The sequence below is a fragment of the Rhodopseudomonas rhenobacensis genome, assembly GCF_014203125.1.
Lineage (GTDB): Bacteria > Pseudomonadota > Alphaproteobacteria > Rhizobiales > Xanthobacteraceae > Rhodopseudomonas_A > Rhodopseudomonas_A rhenobacensis.
Window position 1 is genome coordinate 62,286 of record NZ_JACHIH010000021.1, and the last position, 19,669, is coordinate 81,954.

A 19,669-nucleotide genomic window follows, 5' to 3' on the forward strand; every position below is an offset into this window, starting at 1 on the left:
AACTGTTGCCGCTGCGCGGTAATCCGCAGGACGCAGGCTGGGTGAGCCTCGTGCTGCGCTGGCTGATGATCGCGACCGCCGGGGCCGGCGCCGGCATCGGTCTTGTCATCGCCGGCCGCGCCGAGATGGTGGGCGATCTGCGCGGCTTTGCGCTCGGAACCGGCTTGCTGGCCGCGATCGGCTGCGTCGGCCTTGTCGTTCTCGCCCACAAATGGCGCGCCGCCGGATTCGAATTGCGCCGTCTTGCCCTGCACAATAACGCGCTCGCCTACCGCAACTGGGAACTGCAGGAGGCCGAGTACCGCGCGCGCAGCCTGCTGGAGTCGCAGGGCGATCTGATCGTGTTGCGCGACGCCGAGGGCAAAATCAGTTTCGCCAACGATGCCTATTGCGAGATGGCGGGGTCGTCGCCTGCATTATTGATCGGCACTGATGACGCGCTCGAGGTGCTCGAGCAAAGCGACGTGACCATCGACCGCAGCGGCACCCGGCTGTACGACCAGAAAGTCGCGACGGTGCACGGTCCACGCTGGATCGCCTGGCGCGAAGGTTTTGTGCGCAACGACGCCGACCGGCCCGCGGAAATCCAATGCATCGGCCGCGACGTCACCGATCGCGCCGCCACCGAACGCGCGCTCGCCGAAGCCCGCGACATCGCCGACACCGCCAACCGCGCCAAATCGCGCTTCCTGGCGATGGCGTCGCACGAAATCCGCACCCCGCTGAACGGCATCATCGGCATGAGCGGCCTGCTGCTCGACACGCCGCTCAGCCCCGAACAGACGACCTACGCCCGCGCGGTGAAGACCTCCGGCGACGCTTTGGCCTCGCTGATCGAGGAGCTGCTGGACTACTCGAAGATCGAGGCCGGCAAGATCGACCTCGACAACCAGCCGTTCGCGCTGTCCGCGCTGATCGAGGGCATCACCGAATTGCTGGCGCCCCGCGCCCAGGCGCGGCAGCTCGAAATCGCCGCCGACATCGACGAAACGCTGCCGGCCGAGCTGATCGGCGACGCCGCGCGGCTGCGCCAGGTGCTGCTCAATCTCGCCGGCAACGCCATCAAATTCACGCAAGCCGGCGGCGTCGCGCTGATCGTCGAGCCCGGCGATCGCGACGGCGAGATCCGCTTCGTGGTGCGCGACACCGGCATCGGCATCGCGCCGGAGGCGCAGGCGCGGATCTTCCGCGAGTTCGAGCAGGCCGACGACCACATCGCCCGCAACTACGGCGGCACTGGGCTGGGGCTCTCGATCAGCGAGCGCATCGTGCGGCGGATGGGCGGACAGATCGCGCTGCACAGCACGCCGGGCCAGGGCGCGACCTTCGCGTTTTCCATTCCGCTTTCCGCGGTCGCCGCATCGGCGGATGCCACGCCCGGCTTCGCCGCGCCGGACCTCTCCGGCCAGGCGATCATGCTGGTGGCGCCGCACAGCATCGCCGCCTCGCTGATCGCGCGGCGGCTGCAGCGCTGGGGCGCGCAGACCTGCGTGCTCGCCGATGGCAAGGTGGCCGAGGCGCTGTTGCCGGAGCGCGCCTGGCAGGCGATCCTGATCGACCGCGCGCTCGGCGCCGAGGACGTCGCCTCGCTGGCTGCGGCGGCGCAGCCCTACGCCGCGCAGCGCATCGTGATGCTGACGCCCGCCGAGCGGCCTGAACTGCACAACGCCGCGGCCTCCGGTCTCACTGGCTACCTGGTGAAGCCGCTGCGCGCCGCCTCGCTGGCAGCGCGGCTGAGCCTGCCGGACATCGCTTCGCCCGGCATCGCCGATAGCGACTTCGCCGAGCCGCCGCAGCATATTGCGACTGAAAGCCCGAGCGCCGCGCCCGAGCCGGCGCTCGCCGGGCTGTCGATCCTGGTCGCCGAAGACAACGAGATCAACGCGTTGCTGATGCGCTCGCTGTTGAGCAAACTCGGCCACCGCGCCGTGATCACCAGCGACGGCGAACAGGCGCTGGAATCCTGGCTCGCTGCCGACTCCGCCCATGCGCCGTTCGATCTGGTGCTGATGGACATTCAGATGCCGAAACTCGACGGCATCGAAACCACCAAGCGGATCCGCGCCCACGAGGCCGGCCACCGCGCCCGACGCACGCCGATCCTGGCGCTCACCGCCAATACGCTGGTGGAAGACCGCTACGCCTGCTTCGAGGCCGGGATGGACGGCTTCCTGGTGAAGCCGCTGGATCGCGACAAGCTGACCGAAGCGCTGGCCAGTATGCAGGCCTCGCGGTATCTGGCGGCCTGACGCGTCTTATCACTTCGTCACCGCGGGCCCGCCCGGTCGCGGTTAGTCGCGCTGTCACACGCCGGCAATCGCCGCGTCACATCCCTGTTGAATGCGCGTGTTTGGTAATCGTCGAAGACTGCACACGATTCGTTGGATGCGGTCGCGAGGATACCATGCACGGCGACGATCTGGCCCGTTCGACACAACGTTTCATCAAGCTGCTGCGGCCGGAGAATGCCGGCGCGATGGCCGCCACCGCGATCACCTGGCTGAAAGCGCCGCCTTATTTGCCGCAGCCGCGCAAGGCGTTGCGGCCGTTCCCGGCGGCGCCCGCCAGCCTCGGCCGGATGGGCGCGCTCGAGGTCAGGCTCGCCACCGAGAAGCGCGACGTCCGGCACGCGCAGAAACTGCGCTACCGGGTGTTCTACAAGAACGGCACCGCGGTGGCCGACGCCGCCACCATGCTGGCCCGTCGCGACAAGGACGGCTACGACAAGATCTGCGATCACCTGCTGGTGGTCGACCACGCCGCCAAGCCGACGCTGAGCGGCAAGCAGCCGGTGGTCGGCACCTATCGGCTGTTGCGCCAGGAATTGGCCGACCGCCACGGCGGCTTCTACACCGATAACGAATTCGATCTGTCCGGCATGATCGCGCAGCATCCCGGGATGCGCTTCCTCGAGCTCGGCCGCTCCTGCGTGCTGCCGCGCTACCGCAACAAGCGCACCGTCGAATTGCTGTGGCAGGGCATCTGGAACTACGTCCGCCAATACGACGTCGACGTGATGATCGGCTGCGCCAGCTTCGAGGGCACCGATCCGGACCGGCTGGCGCTGCCGCTGTCGTTCCTGCATCACCACGCCGCGGCGCCGGAGGAATGGCGCGCCCGGGCGCATTCGTCGCGCCGCATCGAGATGAACCGGATGGCCAAGGACGCCATCGACCCGAAGGCGGCGTTGCGCGAACTGCCGCCGCTGATCAAGGGCTACCTGCGGGTCGGCGCCATGGTCGGCGACGGCGCGGTGATCGACTATCAATTCGGCACCACCGACGTGCTGATCGTGATGCCGGTGGCGGCGATCAAGGGCCGCTACATCGAGCATTTCGGCGGCAGCGACGCCCCGCGCCACGCGGCGTAATTATCGATGCAGTAGCACCGCAGTGGTGCAACATCGGCAGCGAACTCCCTCGCCCCGCTCTTGCGGGGAGAGGGGTGGGGTGAGGGGCACTCCCGACCCGCGAATGCCGAAGACGAGGTGAGCGCAGTGCCAGGCCCCTCACCCGATCCGACTTCGCTGCGCTCAGCCGGATCGACCTCTCCCCGCAAGAGCGGGGCGAGGTAAGGGTTCATAGCCGCCGCAGCGCCACGGTTTCGACGACGTGGTCGGCGCCCTTCTTCATGATCAGCGTGGCGCGCGGCCGGGTCGGCAGGATGTTGTCCTCGAGATTGGCGAGGTTGGTGCGCTCCCAGATCGCCAGCGCGGTCGCGGTGGCCTCTTCGTCGGACAACGGCGCGTAGCGGTGGAAATACGACCGCGGATCGTGGAACGCGGTGTCGCGCAACGCCAGAAACCGCTGCACGTACCATTCGCGCAGCACCGGCTCGTCGGCGTCGATATAGACCGAGAAGTCGAAGAAGTCGGACACCACCGGCACCGCCTTGCCGTCGCGCGGCAGCCGGCCGGTCTGCAGCACGTTGACGCCTTCGACGATCAGGATGTCGGGGCGATCCACCGTGACATACTCGTTGGGCACGATGTCGTAGGTGAGATGCGAATAGATCGGCGCCCGCACCCGGCGGCGTCCGGCCTTGATGTCGCTGAGAAACGACAATAGCCGCGGCAGATCGTAGCTCTCCGGAAAGCCCTTCTTCTGCATCAGGGCCTGGCGTTCCAGCACGGCGTTGGAATACAGGAAGCCGTCGGTGGTGATGAGGTCGACCTTGGGCCGCGGCGACCAGCGCGCCAGCAAGGCCTGTAGCACCCGCGCGGTGGTGGATTTGCCGACCGCCACCGAGCCGGCGACGCCGATGATGTAGGGCATCTTGCGATCGACGATGCCGAGAAACCGGCGCTGCGAGAAGTACAGCTGCTGGGTCGCCGCGACGTAGATCGACAACAGCCGCGACAGCGGCAGGTAGATCTCCTCGACCTCCTTGAGGTCGAGCCGGTCGTACATCGATCGCAACGCCGCGATCTCCTCGGCGTCCAGCGTCATCGGGGTATCGTCGCGCAGCTTCGCCCACTGCGCCCGGGTGAACACCCGATACGGATTGTAGATCTGCTCCGCGCGCGCATCCATACAGTCGTTCCTCGTCGGCTGGCGCGTCGTTGGCGCGCAATCTTGTTCTTGAGCGGGTCGTGAGCGCCGTCAGCCGAGGCTGCCGGAAATTTGCCGGATCAGTCGCGCTTGCGCGAGGCCTTTTCTTCGAGCCCCGACATCGTGGTGCGCTGCGCCAGCGCCGCCTCGACCTCGTCGAGCCGGACGCCGCGCGACTTCAACAGCACCAACAGGTGAAACAGCACGTCGGCGCTTTCCGCGATCAGATGCGCGCGGTCGTTCTCGACCGCGGCGATCACCGTCTCGACGGCCTCCTCACCGAATTTCTTGGCGCAATGCTCCGGACCCTTGTCGAGCAGCTTGCGGGTGTAGGAGCCTTCGCCGCCGGACGCCGCCCGGGCGTCGACGGTGGCGGCCAGATCGTGGATCGTGAAACGGGCCATCGCGGGCTCCAGCTTTCTGTTGTGCGGCAGCGCGCCGACGCTGACCAAGCAGGCCGATCGCTACGGATCGAGCCGCATCGGCAGTCCGGCGCGCACCATGTGGTCCTTGGCCTGGCGAATGGTGAATTCGCCGAAATGAAAGATCGAGGCTGCCAGCACCGCGGTGGCGTGGCCGCCCCGGATGCCGTCGACCAGATGATCGAGATTGCCGACGCCGCCCGAGGCGATCACCGGCACGGGCACGCTGTCGGCGATCGCGCTGGTCAGCGGGATGTCGAAGCCCTGCCTTGTGCCGTCGCGGTCCATCGAGGTCAGCAAAATTTCGCCGGCGCCGAGCGAGACGACTTCCTGGGCGTATTCGATGGCGTCGATGCCGGTCGAATTGCGCCCACCATGGGTGAAGATCTCCCAGCGTTCGCCACCGCCGGCGCGCTTGACGCGCTTGGCGTCGATCGCCACCACGATGCACTGGTCGCCGAATTTTTCCGCGGCCTCTTTGACGAATTCGCGGCGCGACACCGCGGCGGAATTGATCGAGACCTTGTCGGCGCCGGATCGCAGCAGCACCTTGATGTCGTCCACGGTGCGCACGCCGCCGCCGACGGTCAGCGGCATGAAGCAGGCCTCCGCGGTGCGCTTGACGACATCCAGCATGATGCCGCGTTTCTCGTGGGTCGCGGTGATATCGAGGAAGCACAGCTCATCCGCGCCGGCGGCGTCATAGGCGATCGCGGCTTCCACCGGATCGCCGGCGTCGCGCAGGTCGACGAAGTTGATGCCCTTGACGACGCGGCCGTCCTTGACGTCGAGGCAGGGGATGACGCGAACTTTGAACATCTATTCTGCTGCCGAGGCGAGAGACTTGTTCTTGATGAAATCCCAATAGACGCCCGGCATCCGACCGCCAAACTCACTGGATGGGATTTCTGTAATGAAGAACAGCCGCGAACCGGCGAACGGAATGAAGCGGTTCGACAACTCGGAGACGGACAGCCCGCTGCGTACAAAGCACACGTGAGCATCGAGTTCGATCATCTCGGCATTCTCGTCGAGACTGTCCACGAATGCGCGCAGATCGAGGTCGGCTCCGTTGCCGTCATCAAATACCAGAAGGCGGGTTTCCATCTTTTCCTCCGTGATCGTGCTCGATGCTGCCGATCTCGTTCGTCGAGGTGACAATGACGGGCTTACGACCCTTCCTGTACCGAAACTTCAGCTCCTGGAGACGCACTCTGTACTCCTCGGATTGAAGCCGGTCAGGATCGCGAAACAATAATATAAAATAAGCGACGATCGCTGGAAAACAAAACGCTGCCGCCAATGCGATCGCGATCAGCTGGGAAAGCCCGTCGGTCAGCACCGCCGTGAGAAGAAACATCGGCGCCGCAAAACCGGCCAGCCACAGCATCGGATTGACCGCCGTACGCACCACGCGGATCGTATCGATCCGCGATAGTCCGGCACGAACGATCTGATCGAGCTTCAACATCAGTCTTCCTAGGCCGCCGCCGCGCGGCGCATCAATGCCAATGCCTCGGCCGGATCGAGCCTTCCGTCGTACAGCGCGCGGCCGACGATGGCGCCTTCGAGCTTTGTCGCGCGGGGCTGCAACAAGGCTTTCACATCCTCGATCGAGCCGAACCCGCCCGAGGCGATCACCGGAATCGAGATCGCTTCGGCGAGCTCGATGGTGGCGTCGAGATTGAGACCCTTCAACAGACCGTCGCGGGCGATGTCGGTGAAGATGATCGCGGCAACGCCGGCGTCCTCGAAGCGCTGCGCGATCTCCAGCGCACTCACCGTCGAGGTCTCGGCCCAGCCTTGCACCGCAACCTTGCCGTCGCGCGCATCCAGCCCGACCGCGACGCGGCCGGGGAATTTTTTAGCCGCGTCTTTGACCAGCGCCGGATCGCGCACCGCCGCGGTGCCGATAATGACGCGGCTGACGCCCTTGCCGAGCCAGGCTTCGATGGTTTTGAGATCGCGGATGCCGCCGCCGAGCTGCACCGGCATGGTCACCACCTGCAGCATGGATTCCACGGCCTGCGCGTTCATCGGCTTGCCGGCAAACGCGCCGTCGAGATCGACCACGTGCAGATAGTCGAAGCCCTGCGCCGCGAAGCTTTTGGCTTGGGCGGCGGGATCGAGGTTGAACACGGTGGCGCGGTCCATGTCGCCCTGCTCAAGGCGGACGCACTGGCCGTTCTTCAGGTCGATAGCGGGAAACAGGATCACGATGTTGCTTCGCTTTTCAGTTTCAGTTTTGGCCAGCGATTGTATCCAATGGCCGGATCATTCGCCTGGAGTTGCCTAATCCAATGAATTTCTTGCGCATTGACCTCAGCATCTGACGCGTCTTCGGACTCCCAGAGAATTTCACGTCGGATCGTAAAATCGCGGCGCTGTTCTCGAGTGAAATCCGCCGCAATAATGGCGTGCGCAGCACTTCCGAAGTAGTTGATGCTGTCCGTCAAATCTTTACCGACGTAGATCTTGCCATTGGGATAAGTGATTTTGTAGATCACTTTCATCTCACGGCTTCCACTTCAAGAAATTCGAAATCAGCGCCAGGCCGAAGCGCTGGCTCTTTTCCGGGTGAAACTGGGTGCCGAACATGGTGTCGCGGCCGACGATCGCGGTGACCGGCCCGCCATATTCGGCGCGCGCCAGCACGTCGGATTCGTTGACGGCGGCGAGATGAAACGAATGCACGAAGTAAGCGTGGCGGCCGTTCGGCCCGAGCGGCAGCCGCTCCAGCACCGGATGCTCGCGCAGCATCTCCAGCGTATTCCAGCCCATATGCGGGATCTTCAGATTCTCCTGGCGCGGCGTGATCTTCACCACGTCGCCGGGAATCCAGCCGAGCCCGTCACTGGTGACGTGCTCCTTGCCGTGGGTCGCCATCAGCTGCATGCCGACGCAGATGCCGAAGAACGGCCGCGCCTTGTCGCGCACCGCTTCGGTCATCGCCTGCACCATGCCGTCGACCGCATCGAGGCCCTTGCGGCAATCCGCGAAGGCGCCGACGCCCGGCAGCACCACGCGATCGGCGCGGTACACCACTTCGGGATCGCTCGTCACCACGATCTTGTCCGGCACGTCCATGCCGCGCGCGGCGCGTTCGAAGGCTTTGGCGGCGGAGTGCAGGTTGCCGGAGCCGTAGTCGATAATCGCTACGCTCATCGCGACGACCCCGGACGCGGAAACAGCCCGAAAATGTCCTGCTGCACCGAACTCGGCGACGCCGAGCGGGTCGGCGGCGGCGCGCCGCGCTCCACCGGCGGCCGATAGTCGTCGCTCGGCCGCGCCGCGTTCCAGCGGTCGAAGAACCGCCGCTCGGCGGCGTCCGCGTCGGCGGCCACCACCAGATCGATCTGCCGCCAGCCGCGGCGCGACAGCGTCCAGCGCCGCAAGGTGGCGGCTTCCAGCCCCATCAACAGCGCGATCAACAGCATCACGGCGAAACGGCTGCCGGCGCCGGCATGCGCGGCGCTCATGATTACGGTCGCCACCACGTTCAGCGCGACATAGCCGAAGAGCGCCAGCCACAGCCGGTGATAGAGCAGCCAGAACGGCCCGGCGAGAAACGCCCAGACATGAAACCCGTCGCGCACGAACACGAAACGCTCGGCCGAACTCGGGCGGTTGGTCGGCGCCGCGACCGGCGCATGCACTGTGTAAACCGACATCACGGTTCTCCAACCGATAGGCGATCAGCCGCCGAGCTGACCCTTGGTGGACGGCACTTCGCCGGCCGCGGCGGGATCGATCGCCACCGCGGCGCGCAGCACCCGCGCCAGACCCTTGAAGCAGGATTCGGCGATGTGGTGGCTGTTCTCGCCATATAGGGTCTCGACGTGCAGAGTCACACCCGCATTCATCGCGAAGGCGTTGAACCATTCGCGCACCAGCTCGGTGTCGAATTCGCCGATCTTGTCGCGCGGAAACTCGGCCTTGAACACCAGCGTCGGGCGGCCGGAAATGTCGATCACCACGCGGGTCAGGGTCTCGTCCATCGGCAGATGGATGCCGGCATAGCGGGTGATCCCGGCCATGTTGCCGAGCGCCTGCTTGACCGCCTGGCCGAGCGCGATGCCGACGTCCTCGGTGGTGTGGTGATAGTCGATATGCAGATCGCCGACCGCCTTGACGGTCATGTCGATCCGCGAATGCCGGGCCAGCAGATCCAGCATATGGTCGAAGAACCCGATCCCGGTCGCGATATTCGACACGCCGGTGCCGTCGAGGTCGACCGTGACCTCGATCGCGGTTTCCTTGGTCTTGCGCTTGATCGTCGCCGTGCGCATGAAGCGGGCTCTCCGGGGCTGAAAACGCGGCCCTTTTAACAGGACGATGACGGCTTCGCTACAGCCGAACGGGCGGCCACGCCCCGTCTTGCGGCTATGGTGAGCGAAAACCGCGCGCCAGCCGCGATTTGCATCCGGCGCGGCGCGTGCCTAGATCAGCGCTCTCACGAGGATTCCCATGACCCCACATTTTTCGGCCTCCGGCGAAGGATCGTCGCCCCAGGTTTGGCACGGCACCACCATTCTGACCGTCCGCAAGGGCGGCCGCGTGGTGATCGGCGGCGACGGCCAGGTCTCGATCGGCCAGACCGTGATCAAATCCAACGCCCGCAAGGTGCGCAAACTCGGCAAGGGCGACGTCATCGGCGGCTTCGCCGGCGCCACCGCCGACGCCTTCACGCTGTTCGAGCGGCTCGAGGCCAAGCTCGAGCAATATCCCGGGCAATTGACCCGCGCCGCGGTCGAACTCGCCAAGGACTGGCGCACCGACCGCTATCTGCGACGGCTCGAGGCGATGATGATCGTCGCCGACAAGGAGGTTTCGCTGGTGTTGACCGGCACCGGCGACGTGCTGGAGCCGGAAGCCGGCGTGATGGCGATCGGCTCCGGCGGCAATTACGCGCTGGCCGCGGCGCGCGCGCTGATCGACAGCGACAAGGACGCCGAGGCGATCGTCCGCCGCTCGCTGGATATCGCCGCCGACATCTGCGTCTACACCAACCGCAACGTCACCGTGGAAACGCTGAGCGCGTGATCGCGATCTTTTTCCCCTCACCCGGCACGGACGTCGTCCGCGCTACCCTCTTCGCTGAGAGAAGAGGGAAAGAAGCAGAGACATGACCGACTTTTCCCCCCGCGAAATCGTTTCCGAACTCGACCGTTTCATCGTCGGCCAGCACGACGCCAAGCGCGCGGTGTCGATCGCGCTGCGCAACCGCTGGCGGCGGCTGCAGCTCGAAGGCAGCTTGCGCGAGGAAGTGTTGCCGAAGAACATTCTGATGATCGGGCCGACCGGGGTCGGCAAGACCGAGATCGCACGGCGGCTGGCGAAGCTCGCCGGCGCGCCGTTCATCAAGGTCGAGGCCACCAAATTCACCGAGGTCGGCTATGTCGGCCGCGACGTCGAACAGATCATCCGCGATCTGCTCGAGGTGGCGATCGCCCAGATCCGCGAGAAGAAGCGCAAGGACGTCGAGGCCCGCGCCCAGATCGCCGCCGAAGAGCGCGTGCTCGACGCGCTGGTCGGCGCCAATTCGAGCGCGGCGACGCGGGATTCGTTTCGCAAGAAGCTGCGCGCCGGCGAACTCAACGACAAGGAGATCGAGGTCGAGACCCAATCCACCGGCGGCGGGCCGTCGATGTTCGAAATTCCCGGCATGCCGGGCGCCCAGATGGGCGCGATCTCGCTCGGCGACATCTTCGGCAAGATGGGCGGCCGCACCAAGACCAGGCGGCTGACGGTTGCGGACTCCCACGAGCTGCTGGTCAACGAGGAAGCCGACAAGCTTCTGGACAGCGATCAGCTGGTGCAGGAAGCGATCAATGCGGTCGAGAACAACGGCATCGTGTTTCTCGACGAGATCGACAAGATCTGCGTCCGCGACGGCCGCTCGGGCGGCGAGGTGTCGCGCGAGGGCGTGCAGCGCGACCTGTTGCCCTTGATCGAAGGCACCACGGTGTCGACCAAGCACGGCGCGGTGAAGACCGACCACATCCTGTTCATCGCCTCGGGCGCCTTCCACATCGCCAAGCCCTCCGACCTGTTGCCGGAATTGCAGGGCCGGCTGCCGATCCGGGTCGAACTCAACGCGCTGACCCGCGATGACATGCGGCGGATTCTCACCGAGCCGGAAGCCTCGCTGATCAAGCAATATGTCGCGCTGCTGCAGACCGAGGGCGTCACGCTCGAGATCACCAATGAGGCGATCGACGCGCTGGCCGACGTCGCGGTGGCGGTCAATTCCAGCGTCGAGAACATCGGCGCGCGGCGGCTGCAGACGGTGATGGAGCGGGTGCTCGACGAGGTGTCGTTCACAGCACCCGACCGCAGCGGCGAGACCATCCAGGTCGACGCCGCCTATGTGCAGAAGCACGTCGGCGATCTCGCCAAGAACGCGGATCTGAGCCGGTTTATTTTGTGAGGATTGGCGTTTTGTAAGTCGATCGGCGGGCGCGTTGCTTTGCGCGACTCCGCAAGCACAGCGGTCATCGCCCGGCTTGACCGGGCGACCCAGTATTCCAGAGCGTTGAGATTGAACATCCGCGCTCTGCAATACTGGATCCCCGCTTTCGTGGGGATGACGGCCCAGGGTGGAGCAGCGCCGTGCGCCACCGACGAGCGCACTGCGTCCGGGGCACGGCGCTCTGCCGCTATCTGACCCGCCGCACCCGCACATACAGCGCGCCTTCGCCGCCGTGGCCGATGTGGGCTTCCTCGAATCCGACCACCAGCGTGCGGAATTCCGGCAGGCCAAGCCAATGCGGCACTTGGCGGCGCAGGATGCCGCGTTCGGATTCCGGACCGACGGTGCGGCCCTTGCCGGTGATCACCAGCACGAAGGTCATGCCCTCAAGGCTGGCGCGATGCAGGAACGACAACAGCGCGCCATGCGCCCTGGTCTGCGTCATGCCGTGCAGGTCGATGCGGCCGTCGATGCTCTTTTTGCCGCGCGACAGATGCGCGCGCTCGCGCCGGCCGATCGGCGCCAGCGGCGGCGCCGGGCGCGGCGCATCGAGCTTCGGCGGCGGCTTGATCTTGAGCGGAGCGATCGGTTTGACCGCCGCGAGTTTCACGGCCGATTTCAAAGCGCCGACCGCCGATTCGGGCGCTGCCGCCGCGGTCGCGGTCGGTTTGGCGACGCGGTGCTTCTTGCGCAGCGGCTTGACCTGTTTGGCGACGCTTTCCCACAGCTCGCGCTCCGGCTCGCTGAGCGCGCGGCGACGGCGGGACGGAACGACAGGGTCGGAGAGCTGCGGCGGCTTCTTGCTCATCGCACCCCGTGCCAGCGGCGATGATGCCGCCACGGCCGATGCTGCCGGCTCCGCGCCGGCCGGATCTCGGGAGCGGCCGCCGGTCGCGCCTCCGGCAGCGGCACCGCCGCGGTGGCCGCCGCCGCACCTGGCTTATTGGCTGACTCTGCCGCCGACGGCGCGGCGGCCGATGGCGCAGACTTGGCCGCCTCCACGCTTGGTGCTGTGGCGCTTGGCGCTACGACGCTTGCCGGCTCGGCGGGCTTTTGATCGCCGGTCGACTTCGGCTGCTGCAGGTGCGGAAACAGCTTTGCTATTTTCGCGGACGGCCGCGCTTCCGGCAGCGGCATGGTGCGCGCCCGTGCCATGGGATCGAGGCTGTTCGGCAGCAGCATGACGAAGCGGGCGCCGTGGCGCAGCCGGCCGGACACCCTCCCGGCCTCGGCCCCGGCGCCGAAATACAGGTCGGCGCGGGCCGGGCCGACGATCGCCGAGCCGGTGTCCTGCGCCACCATCAGGCGCCGATACGGCGTCTTCGATTGCTCGGACTCGATCGGCAGATCGGCCTCGATGAAAAACGGCGTGCCGTAGACGTGCAGCGCCTTGTCGACCGCGATCGAGCGTCCCGGCGTCAGCGGCACGCCCTGCGCGCCGACCGCCTCGTCCTTGTCGGACAGATCGACCGCGCGGAAGAACACGTAGGAACGGTTCTGCCGGCGCAGCTCATTGGCGCCGTCGGGATTGTCCTCCATCCACTGCCGGATCCGCTGCATCGACATCTGCTCTTTCGGAATGATGTTGCGCTCGATCAGGATGCGGCCGACCGGGGTGTAGGGATAACCGTTATGCGCGTCGTAATTGATTCGCAGCGTGGTGCCGTCGTCGAAACGCACCCGCGCCGAGCCCTGGATCTGGGTGAACAACAGATCGGTCTGGCTCTTCAGCCAGCACAATTCCAACCCGCGGCCGGCGATGACGCCGTCCTCGATCGCGCCGCGATCGTAATACGGCACCAGCTTGCGGCGGCCGATTTTGCGAAACACCTCGCCCTTGTTGGGCAAGCCGCTGGCGCCCTGGCTGACGCCGCGGACGAACAGATTGGACGGCCGCCGATACACCGGCACGGTGTAGACGTCGGTCTGGGTGCGCGAGCCGTCCAGCACCGGCTCGTAATAGCCGGTGACGAAACCGTCGGTCTCGCCGAGTTTGGAAATCCGCACCGGCCGAAAATGCCGTTCGAAAAACCCCCGGGCCTCCGCCGGCTCGCTGATGTCGGTGGCGCGGGCGATGCGGCAGGGTTCGCGGAGCGAGCCGCCGAGCGGCTTGGTCTCGTTGGGCGGGCCGCGCTGCGCCGCGATCGGCTTGCAGCTGGCGCGAAACGCCTTGAAGGCGGCGAGCTGATCGTCGTCGCGCCAGCCGGCGACGTCGTCCCAGCCGACCGGCACATATTGGCCGTTCGGAATTTCCAGCGGCCAGACCGCCGCGTGGCGATGCCGCGGCAGGTGATGCCGGGCGTCGGCCGGAGCCGGCGCGAACCCGCACGCGGCCGCAAGCGCCGCGCAGACCGCGGCGCGGCAGCCGCGCTTAATGGACGCTGCCGGTGCCGACCAGCTTCCAGTTCGGATCGCGCGATCCGACGTCTCGGGCAAATGTCCAAACATCGGTGATATCGGCGACCTTGTCCGGGTTTCCATCGACAATCGCACCCGTCTTGTCGCGGGTCACGGTGATCATCTGCGACACGAATCGCACGGTCAACTGCGCGGCATGGTCGCGCGCGTCGGCCGACACCAGTTCGGCCTTGTCGATCGAGACGAACCGGGTTTCGGTCTTCTGATCGTGTTTTTCGCGCTCGCGGATCACCGTCTCGAAGCTGTCATAGACCTCGGTGGACAACAGATCCTTCAGCGCGCGGCGGTCGCCATTGGCGAACGCCAGCACGATCATCTCATAGGCGCCGCGGGCGCCGGTGAGGAAATGCTGCGGATCGAACGAGGAATCCTGCGCCGCGATGGCGTTGAGTCCCTGCGCCAGCGGCGTGCCGGGTTCGGCCACGCCTTTCCAGCGATCGGTCGGCGGCACCACGTCGGCGGAGGGCGTCATCGGCGCCGGATCGATCGGCGAGCCTGGCAGCGGCACGACATTGTCCGGCGCGCGCACCACGTCGCGGGCGGCGCGATCGAACGGCGGCCGTTCATTGCCGGTTTTCTGGCCCAGCACATTGCGGAGACGCAGGAAGATAAACACCGCGAGGGCCAAGAAGATGATGGTGTAAATATCCACGTCGCATTCGCTTTCTGGTCATCGCCGGAGAGGTCCGGCGTCAATGCATCCCGAGGGAAGTCGGAGGTGTTGAAGTCGAAGGTTCAGCTCTTAGCATGTAGGCATGAACCGAGCCCAGCCAATGGCGGGATTTGGCACAAAGCAGCTTGTCGGCGAAGGTATCCTCATGCTGACCCTCGATTTGGCTGCAAGTGTAGCGCGTTTTGCGATTCAGGGGAAACCCGATGGTCTAGCAAGAACTGTCGTGACGTCAAAGCCTTAGCGAGATTCCGCGGTGCGACCGAAGGTCCATCGGGAGATCGGATCGAATTTTCAGCTCTTCCAGCTGGCTCGGCCGGCGCCGCGCGCATCCGTCCTTGTAGAACGCCGCGGGGCTATGATAGCCACTCGCCCCGACAACACCTTCTCGCAATCGCGCGACATCGCAGCCAACGGCCCGTCCGTTCGGCGACGCTTTCAGGAGAATATTGATGACCAACGGCAACGGCGCGCCTCCGGAAGCGGCCCAGGCTCCGCAGCTCAACGTGCTGGCGCAGTACACCAAGGATCTGTCGTTCGAAAATCCGAACGCGCCGGCTTCGCTCGCCCCGCAGGCGCAGCAGCCGTCGATCAACATCCAGATCAACGTCACCGCCAACACGCTCGCCGAGAGCGAGTTCGAGGTGACGCTGTCGATCGAGGGCAAGGCCGACAACGCCGGCGCGCTGATCTTCAGCTTCGAACTGCAATATGCCGGCGTGTTCCGCATCCTCAACGTGCCGAAGGAAAACCTGCATCCGTTGGTGATGATCGAATGCCCGCGGCTGTTGTTCCCGTTCGCCCGCGAAATCATCGCCAGCGCGGTGCGCGATGGCGGCTTCCCGCCTTTGATGCTCGATCCGGTGGATTTCGTCGGGCTGTATCGGCAGAACATGGAGCGCCAGGCCGCCGCAGCCGCGGCCGCCGACGAGGCCAAGCCGAGCTGATCGGCGACGCTTCTGCAGACGTCACAAGGTTGGATTTCAACAAGCCGGGTTTTCAAAGCCCGGCTTGTTTCGTTTGTGGCTGATGTTCGGCTTGGCTTGCTGCGCCGGCCACATATCAAGCCGTCATTCCGGGGCGCGAGAGCGTAGCTCGAGCGAACCCGGAATCTTGCCGCGCATGCTGGAATCTATCGTTGTTGCGAGATTCCGGGTTCGCTCACAGCTGACGCTGTTCGCGCCCCGGAATGACTCGTTGTTGGTCGGAATCGAGTTGTTGGTCGGATCGAGCCAGATCGACGACGCCGCTCACGCCTCGCCGAAATACTCGTTCCAGATCGGCTTGTCGCCGAGCGTGGCGACGAATTCGCGATGCGCGATGCGGTCGGCGTCGGTGACCCGCGCGACCAACGGCGTCTCGCGCTGCCGCCGCGGCGCGTCGCCGGGACGGCTCGAGCGCGACGGCGCGGCTTCCGCCAGGATCAGTTGCGACTGCCGCGCCCCGATCAGGTCGATATAGACCTCGGCCAGCAATTCGGCGTCGAGCAGCGCGCCGTGCTTGGTGCGGCGCGAATTGTCGATCGCATAGCGCGAGCACAGATCGTCGAGCCGGTTGGAGACGCCGGGATGCTTGCGCCGCGCCAACAACAGCGTGTCGACCAGCCGGTCGCGCGGAATCGGCTGCCGCGCGATCTTGCCGAGTTCGGCGTTGATGAAGCCGATATCGAACGAGGCGTTGTGAATCACCAAGGGCGCGTCGGCGATGAACTCGAGGAACTCGTCGACCACTTCGGCGAACAGCGGCTTGGTCGACAGAAACTCGGCGGACAGGCCGTGCACCGCAAAGGCTTCCTGCGGCATGTCGCGCTCGGGATTGATGTAGACGTGAAAGGTCTGGCCGGTCGGCATCCGGTTGAAGATCTCGACGCAGCCGATCTCGACCAGCCGATCGCCGCGCAGCGGATCGAGGCCGGTGGTTTCGGTGTCGAGGACGATCTCACGCATCAGAGCAACTTTCAGTCCGGTTTCTTGATTCGACCAGGCACCTCGCGTCGTCATTCCGGGGCGCTCCGCCGTAAGGCGGAGCGAACCCGGAATCTTGCGGCGAGGCCGAGCGCTTCGCTTGTCGCGAGATTCCGGGTTCGCTTGCGGCTATCGCCGCTTCGCGCCCCGGAATGACGGCCTCTGGCGACGAATCAGGCGCGCCGCTGCGGCATCCTAGCAGTCGCGGCGAGGATATCCTGGATCTGCGCCCGCACCGGCTCCAAACCATTCGAGGTATCCACCACGAAATCGGCGCGCTTGCGCTTTTCGGCATCCGGCAGCTGCCGCTTCAGCAGCGCATCCAGCTTTTCGTCGGTCATGCCCTCGCGGGCGAGAATCCGCGCGCGCTGCTCTTCATGCGAGGTGGTGACCACGACCACGGCGTCGACCCGGGCGTCGCCGCCGGTCTCGAACAACAGCGGCACGTCGACCACCGCGACCGGCGCGCCGGATTGTTCGGCTGCGGCGAGGAATTGCGCGTGATGGGCGCGCAGCATCGGATGCACGATCGCTTCCAGCCGCTGCATCGCCGCGGGATCGTGCAGCACTTTCGCCGACAACCGCGCGCGGTCGACCTTGCCGTCCACCGTGGTGCCAGGAAACGCCGCTTCGACAGCGGGCGCGGCTTCGCCGGCATAGATCTGATGCACGGTGGCGTCGGCGTCGTAGACCGGCACGCCGGCCTCGGCGAACAGCCGCGCCGTGGTCGACTTGCCCATCCCGATCGAGCCGGTCAGTCCGATGATCCGCATGATGTGCGCCGCCGCTCTCAGAACGCCAACAGGCGCTGCTGCCGCAGATAGTTCAATAACGGCACCAGCGGCAGGCCGAGAATGGTGAAGTGATCGCCATGGATGCCATCGAACAGATGCACGCCGAGCCCCTCGATCTGGTAGGCGCCGACGCTGGAGGTGGCGGCGTCGCCGGCTTCGTTGAGATAGGCCTCGATCTCTAGCTCGGTGAGCTGCCGCATGGTCATCCGCGCCACCGAGGTTTCGGCGAACACCGTCTTGCCGTTGCGCACCAGCGCGACCGCCGAATGCAACTCATGGCGGCGACCCGACAGCGTGCGCAATTGCGCGGTGGCCTTGGCGCGGTCGGCCGGCTTGGTGAAGGTGCGCTCGCCGAGCGCCAGCGTTTGGTCGGCGCCGAGCACCAGCCGACCGGGCAGCCGCTGCGACACCACCATGGCTTTTTCTTCCGCGAGCCGTGCTGCGATCTCGGCCGGCGAAGTCAGGCCGGAGGCTTGTTGAATGCCGCGTTCGTCGATGCCGGCCGGGATTGCCTCGAACGGAATCCCGGCGTTCTGCAGCAACAGCTGTCGCGCATAGCTTTGCGACGCCAGAACCAGCGGTTGTGAGCCGAGCCAGATCGTCATTCAGGCAATCGCTGGCGTTGCCGGTCGGCCAGCAGCTTCATCACCGCGGCCGCGGTTTCCTCGATCGAACGCCGCGTCACTTCGAGCAACGGCCAGCCATATTTGGCGCTGAGCCGGCGCGCGAACGAGACTTCGTCGTTGACCGACTGCCGGTCGATGTAATCCTCATTGCCGACCGTGGCGCCCATCGAGAGCAGCCGGTTCTGCCGGACCTGAATCAGACGTTCCGGCGTGGCGTGCAGGCTGACCACCAAGGGTTTGCTCAGGGTTTCGAGCTGGTGCGGAATTGCGATGCCGGGCACCAGCGGCACGTTGGCGGTGCGGATGCCGCGGTTGGCGAGATAGATCGAGGTCGGGGTCTTCGAGGTGCGCGACACCCCGACCAGCACCACATCGGCCTCCTCCAAGCCTTCGACGTGCTGGCCATCGTCGTGGATCATCGAATAATTCAGTGCGTCGATGCGCTTGAAATAGTCGGCATTCAGCGTGTGCTGGGCGCCGACGCGACCAGTGGTGGAGGAGCCGAGATAGGCCTGGAACAGCTGCATCACCGGGCCGATGATCGACAGGCTCGGAATGTTGATTTCCTCGCACTTCGCCTCGAGCCGTTCCACCAGATCCTTCTCCAGCAGCGTGAACAGCACGATGCCGGGGGCTTCCTCGATCTCGGTCAGCACCCGGTCGAGCTGCTTCTGGCTGCGCACCAAGGGATAGACGTGTTCGACCGGGCTGACATTGGCGTATTGCGCCGCGACCGCGCGCGACACCGTGATCAGCGTCTCGCCGGTCGAATCGGACACCAGATGGAGATGAAAATAGCTGCCGTCGGTGGGCATCATAAGCCTGTATATCCTGTGAATCGCTGTGGGGCGTTCGGGCGCGGGCGGCCGCGCTGGCGCGGCACCCGGGATAAGCCGGAATCTTCTACACAGGACTCCTCGCGGGGATCTGATCGGGGGTCGGTCGGGATGGTAGCGGGGTTATGTTGGCTTGTCTCTTGATAAGACAGCCAAGACGGCCGGCAAGTCGCTGAGTTTGGGGGGACTCTGGCGGGCTGTGGACGGCCGGGAAAACTCGCAGCCATTGTGCACAAGCCCGGGACAATTCCGGATTGTGTTGCGTGGGCCTAATCCACTGCCACTTAGACTCTAACCTAAGATTCTATAACTATTGTTTTAGAAAAGGATGGCTTGCGGAGAACTCGTTCTTCGAGCATTTCGATACTGCCCGTGTTAGGCATCGCGTTCCGAGCAGCTGGACGAAATCCGATGTCTCGGCACCGCAGTGAGAGCGTTTATGGCCGAACTGATTTACCCATGGGTTAAGGCGCTGCACGTCATCGCGGTGATTTCCTGGATGGCCGGAATGCTCTACATGCCGCGGCTGTTCGTCTATCATTGCGGCGCCACGGTCGGATCGAAACAATCCGAAACCTTCAAGATCATGGAACGCCGGCTCTACAAGGCGATCATGAATCCGGCGATGATGGTGGCCTGGGTGCTCGGGCTCTACATCGCCTGGGACCGCGGTTTCCTGATGGACGGCTGGTTTCACTTCAAGCTCGCCGCTGTGGTGCTGATGACCGTGATCCACGTCATGCTGGGCCGCTACGTGCGCGATTTCGCCGCCGACCGGAACACGCGCAGCCATAAATTCTATCGCGTTATCAACGAGATTCCGACGCTGCTGATGATCGCCGCGGTGATCCTGGTGGTGGTCAAGCCGTAGGCCGCGGGTCGGCTTTGCGGCCCGGTGGGGAATTTCTTGCGTCCCG

General features: G+C 65.4%; 23 protein-coding genes. 6 read left to right on the top strand and 17 right to left on the bottom strand.

Annotation, left to right across the window (positions count from 1 at the left end):
- Positions 1-65: 65 nt before the first annotated feature.
- Complete coding sequence (locus tag HNR60_RS15980; protein ID WP_184259285.1) at positions 66-2,249, top strand: PAS domain-containing hybrid sensor histidine kinase/response regulator; 2,184 nt, start codon at positions 66-68, stop codon at positions 2,247-2,249.
- 155 nt (positions 2,250-2,404) lie between these two features.
- Complete coding sequence (gene olsB / locus HNR60_RS15985) at positions 2,405-3,370, top strand: l-ornithine N(alpha)-acyltransferase (protein WP_184259234.1); 966 nt, start codon at positions 2,405-2,407, stop codon at positions 3,368-3,370.
- Between the two features lie 208 nt (positions 3,371-3,578).
- On the opposite strand, the gene coaA is transcribed toward olsB, so the two are convergent.
- From coaA to hisB, 10 genes are all read right to left on the bottom strand, one after another.
- Positions 3,579-4,532, bottom strand: a complete 954-nt coding sequence (coaA, locus tag HNR60_RS15990) for a type I pantothenate kinase (RefSeq protein WP_184259236.1) — start codon at positions 4,530-4,532, stop codon at positions 3,579-3,581.
- A gap of 98 nt (positions 4,533-4,630) precedes the next feature.
- Complete coding sequence (locus HNR60_RS15995) at positions 4,631-4,954, bottom strand: phosphoribosyl-ATP diphosphatase (protein ID WP_184259238.1); 324 nt, start codon at positions 4,952-4,954, stop codon at positions 4,631-4,633.
- 60 nt (positions 4,955-5,014) lie between these two features.
- Positions 5,015-5,791, bottom strand: a complete 777-nt coding sequence (hisF, locus tag HNR60_RS16000; protein ID WP_184259240.1) for an imidazole glycerol phosphate synthase subunit HisF — start codon at positions 5,789-5,791, stop codon at positions 5,015-5,017.
- Positions 5,792-6,079, bottom strand: a complete 288-nt coding sequence (locus tag HNR60_RS16005) for a hypothetical protein (RefSeq protein WP_184259242.1) — start codon at positions 6,077-6,079, stop codon at positions 5,792-5,794. It abuts the gene before it with no gap.
- Positions 6,054-6,443 carry a hypothetical protein gene (locus HNR60_RS16010; protein ID WP_184259244.1) on the bottom strand — a complete coding sequence of 130 codons (390 nt, stop codon included), beginning with the start codon at positions 6,441-6,443 and terminating at the stop codon, positions 6,054-6,056. The genes HNR60_RS16005 and HNR60_RS16010 overlap by 26 nt, the downstream gene beginning before the upstream one ends.
- An 8-nt stretch (positions 6,444-6,451) precedes the next feature.
- A complete protein-coding gene (hisA, locus tag HNR60_RS16015; RefSeq protein WP_184259245.1) occupies positions 6,452-7,189 on the bottom strand; it encodes a 1-(5-phosphoribosyl)-5-[(5-phosphoribosylamino)methylideneamino]imidazole-4-carboxamide isomerase in 738 nt (245 codons plus the stop codon).
- Positions 7,186-7,485, bottom strand: a complete 300-nt coding sequence (locus HNR60_RS16020) for a GIY-YIG nuclease family protein (protein ID WP_184259247.1) — start codon at positions 7,483-7,485, stop codon at positions 7,186-7,188. Before HNR60_RS16020 ends, hisA begins: the two co-directional genes overlap by 4 nt.
- Before the next feature lies 1 nt (position 7,486).
- Positions 7,487-8,137 carry an imidazole glycerol phosphate synthase subunit HisH gene (hisH, locus tag HNR60_RS16025; RefSeq protein WP_184259249.1) on the bottom strand — a complete coding sequence of 217 codons (651 nt, stop codon included), beginning with the start codon at positions 8,135-8,137 and terminating at the stop codon, positions 7,487-7,489.
- Positions 8,134-8,643 carry a DUF2628 domain-containing protein gene (locus tag HNR60_RS16030; RefSeq protein WP_184259251.1) on the bottom strand — a complete coding sequence of 170 codons (510 nt, stop codon included), beginning with the start codon at positions 8,641-8,643 and terminating at the stop codon, positions 8,134-8,136. Before HNR60_RS16030 ends, hisH begins: the two co-directional genes overlap by 4 nt.
- Positions 8,644-8,667: 24 nt before the next feature.
- Complete coding sequence (hisB, locus tag HNR60_RS16035) at positions 8,668-9,261, bottom strand: imidazoleglycerol-phosphate dehydratase HisB (protein ID WP_184259253.1); 594 nt, start codon at positions 9,259-9,261, stop codon at positions 8,668-8,670.
- A gap of 178 nt (positions 9,262-9,439) precedes the next feature.
- Here hisB and hslV point away from each other — a divergent pair, with 178 nt between their 5' ends.
- Both hslV and hslU read left to right on the top strand, forming a co-directional pair.
- Positions 9,440-10,015 (top strand): ATP-dependent protease subunit HslV, encoded by a 576-nt coding sequence (hslV, locus tag HNR60_RS16040; protein WP_184259255.1) that lies wholly within the window; start codon positions 9,440-9,442, stop codon positions 10,013-10,015.
- Positions 10,016-10,097: 82 nt separating this feature from the next.
- On the top strand, positions 10,098-11,402 hold the full coding sequence (gene hslU / locus HNR60_RS16045; protein ID WP_184259257.1) for an ATP-dependent protease ATPase subunit HslU: 1,305 nt from the start codon (positions 10,098-10,100) through the stop codon (positions 11,400-11,402).
- 229 nt (positions 11,403-11,631) lie between these two features.
- Here hslU and HNR60_RS16050 read toward each other — a convergent pair whose 3' ends face one another.
- The 3 genes from HNR60_RS16050 to HNR60_RS16060 are packed head-to-tail and all read right to left on the bottom strand — an operon-like array spanning position 11,632 to position 14,514.
- Positions 11,632-12,252 (bottom strand): Smr/MutS family protein, encoded by a 621-nt coding sequence (locus HNR60_RS16050; protein WP_184259259.1) that lies wholly within the window; start codon positions 12,250-12,252, stop codon positions 11,632-11,634.
- The gene (gene mltA / locus HNR60_RS16055; RefSeq protein ID WP_210313603.1) at positions 12,249-13,892 is read right to left on the bottom strand and encodes a murein transglycosylase A; all 1,644 of its coding nucleotides are present in this window, start codon (positions 13,890-13,892) and stop codon (positions 12,249-12,251) included. Before mltA ends, HNR60_RS16050 begins: the two co-directional genes overlap by 4 nt.
- Positions 13,816-14,514, bottom strand: coding sequence for a Tim44/TimA family putative adaptor protein (locus tag HNR60_RS16060; RefSeq protein ID WP_184259261.1), 699 nt, complete (start codon positions 14,512-14,514; stop codon positions 13,816-13,818). Before HNR60_RS16060 ends, mltA begins: the two co-directional genes overlap by 77 nt.
- A 470-nt stretch (positions 14,515-14,984) precedes the next feature.
- Here HNR60_RS16060 and secB point away from each other — a divergent pair, with 470 nt between their 5' ends.
- Positions 14,985-15,479, top strand: coding sequence for a protein-export chaperone SecB (gene secB / locus HNR60_RS16065; RefSeq protein WP_184259263.1), 495 nt, complete (start codon positions 14,985-14,987; stop codon positions 15,477-15,479).
- Between the two features lie 303 nt (positions 15,480-15,782).
- On the opposite strand, the gene dnaQ is transcribed toward secB, so the two are convergent.
- The 4 genes from dnaQ to HNR60_RS16085 all read right to left on the bottom strand — a co-directional run bounded on the left by dnaQ (position 15,783) and on the right by HNR60_RS16085 (position 18,731).
- A complete protein-coding gene (dnaQ, locus tag HNR60_RS16070; RefSeq protein ID WP_184259266.1) occupies positions 15,783-16,478 on the bottom strand; it encodes a DNA polymerase III subunit epsilon in 696 nt (231 codons plus the stop codon).
- A 191-nt stretch (positions 16,479-16,669) separates the two neighbouring features.
- Positions 16,670-17,269: a dephospho-CoA kinase gene (gene coaE, locus HNR60_RS16075; RefSeq protein WP_184259268.1), complete on the bottom strand. Its 600-nt coding sequence runs from the start codon at positions 17,267-17,269 to the stop codon at positions 16,670-16,672.
- Positions 17,270-17,286: 17 nt separating this feature from the next.
- Entirely contained in the window at positions 17,287-17,895 is a 609-nt protein-coding gene (locus tag HNR60_RS16080) for a Maf family protein (RefSeq protein ID WP_184259270.1), read from the bottom strand.
- Positions 17,892-18,731, bottom strand: coding sequence for a pyruvate, water dikinase regulatory protein (locus HNR60_RS16085; RefSeq protein WP_184259287.1), 840 nt, complete (start codon positions 18,729-18,731; stop codon positions 17,892-17,894). The genes HNR60_RS16080 and HNR60_RS16085 overlap by 4 nt, the downstream gene beginning before the upstream one ends.
- Before the next feature lie 460 nt (positions 18,732-19,191).
- Between HNR60_RS16085 and hemJ the strand changes: the two genes are divergently transcribed.
- Entirely contained in the window at positions 19,192-19,623 is a 432-nt protein-coding gene (hemJ, locus tag HNR60_RS16090; RefSeq protein ID WP_184259272.1) for a protoporphyrinogen oxidase HemJ, read from the top strand.
- Positions 19,624-19,669: the final 46 nt, after the last annotated feature.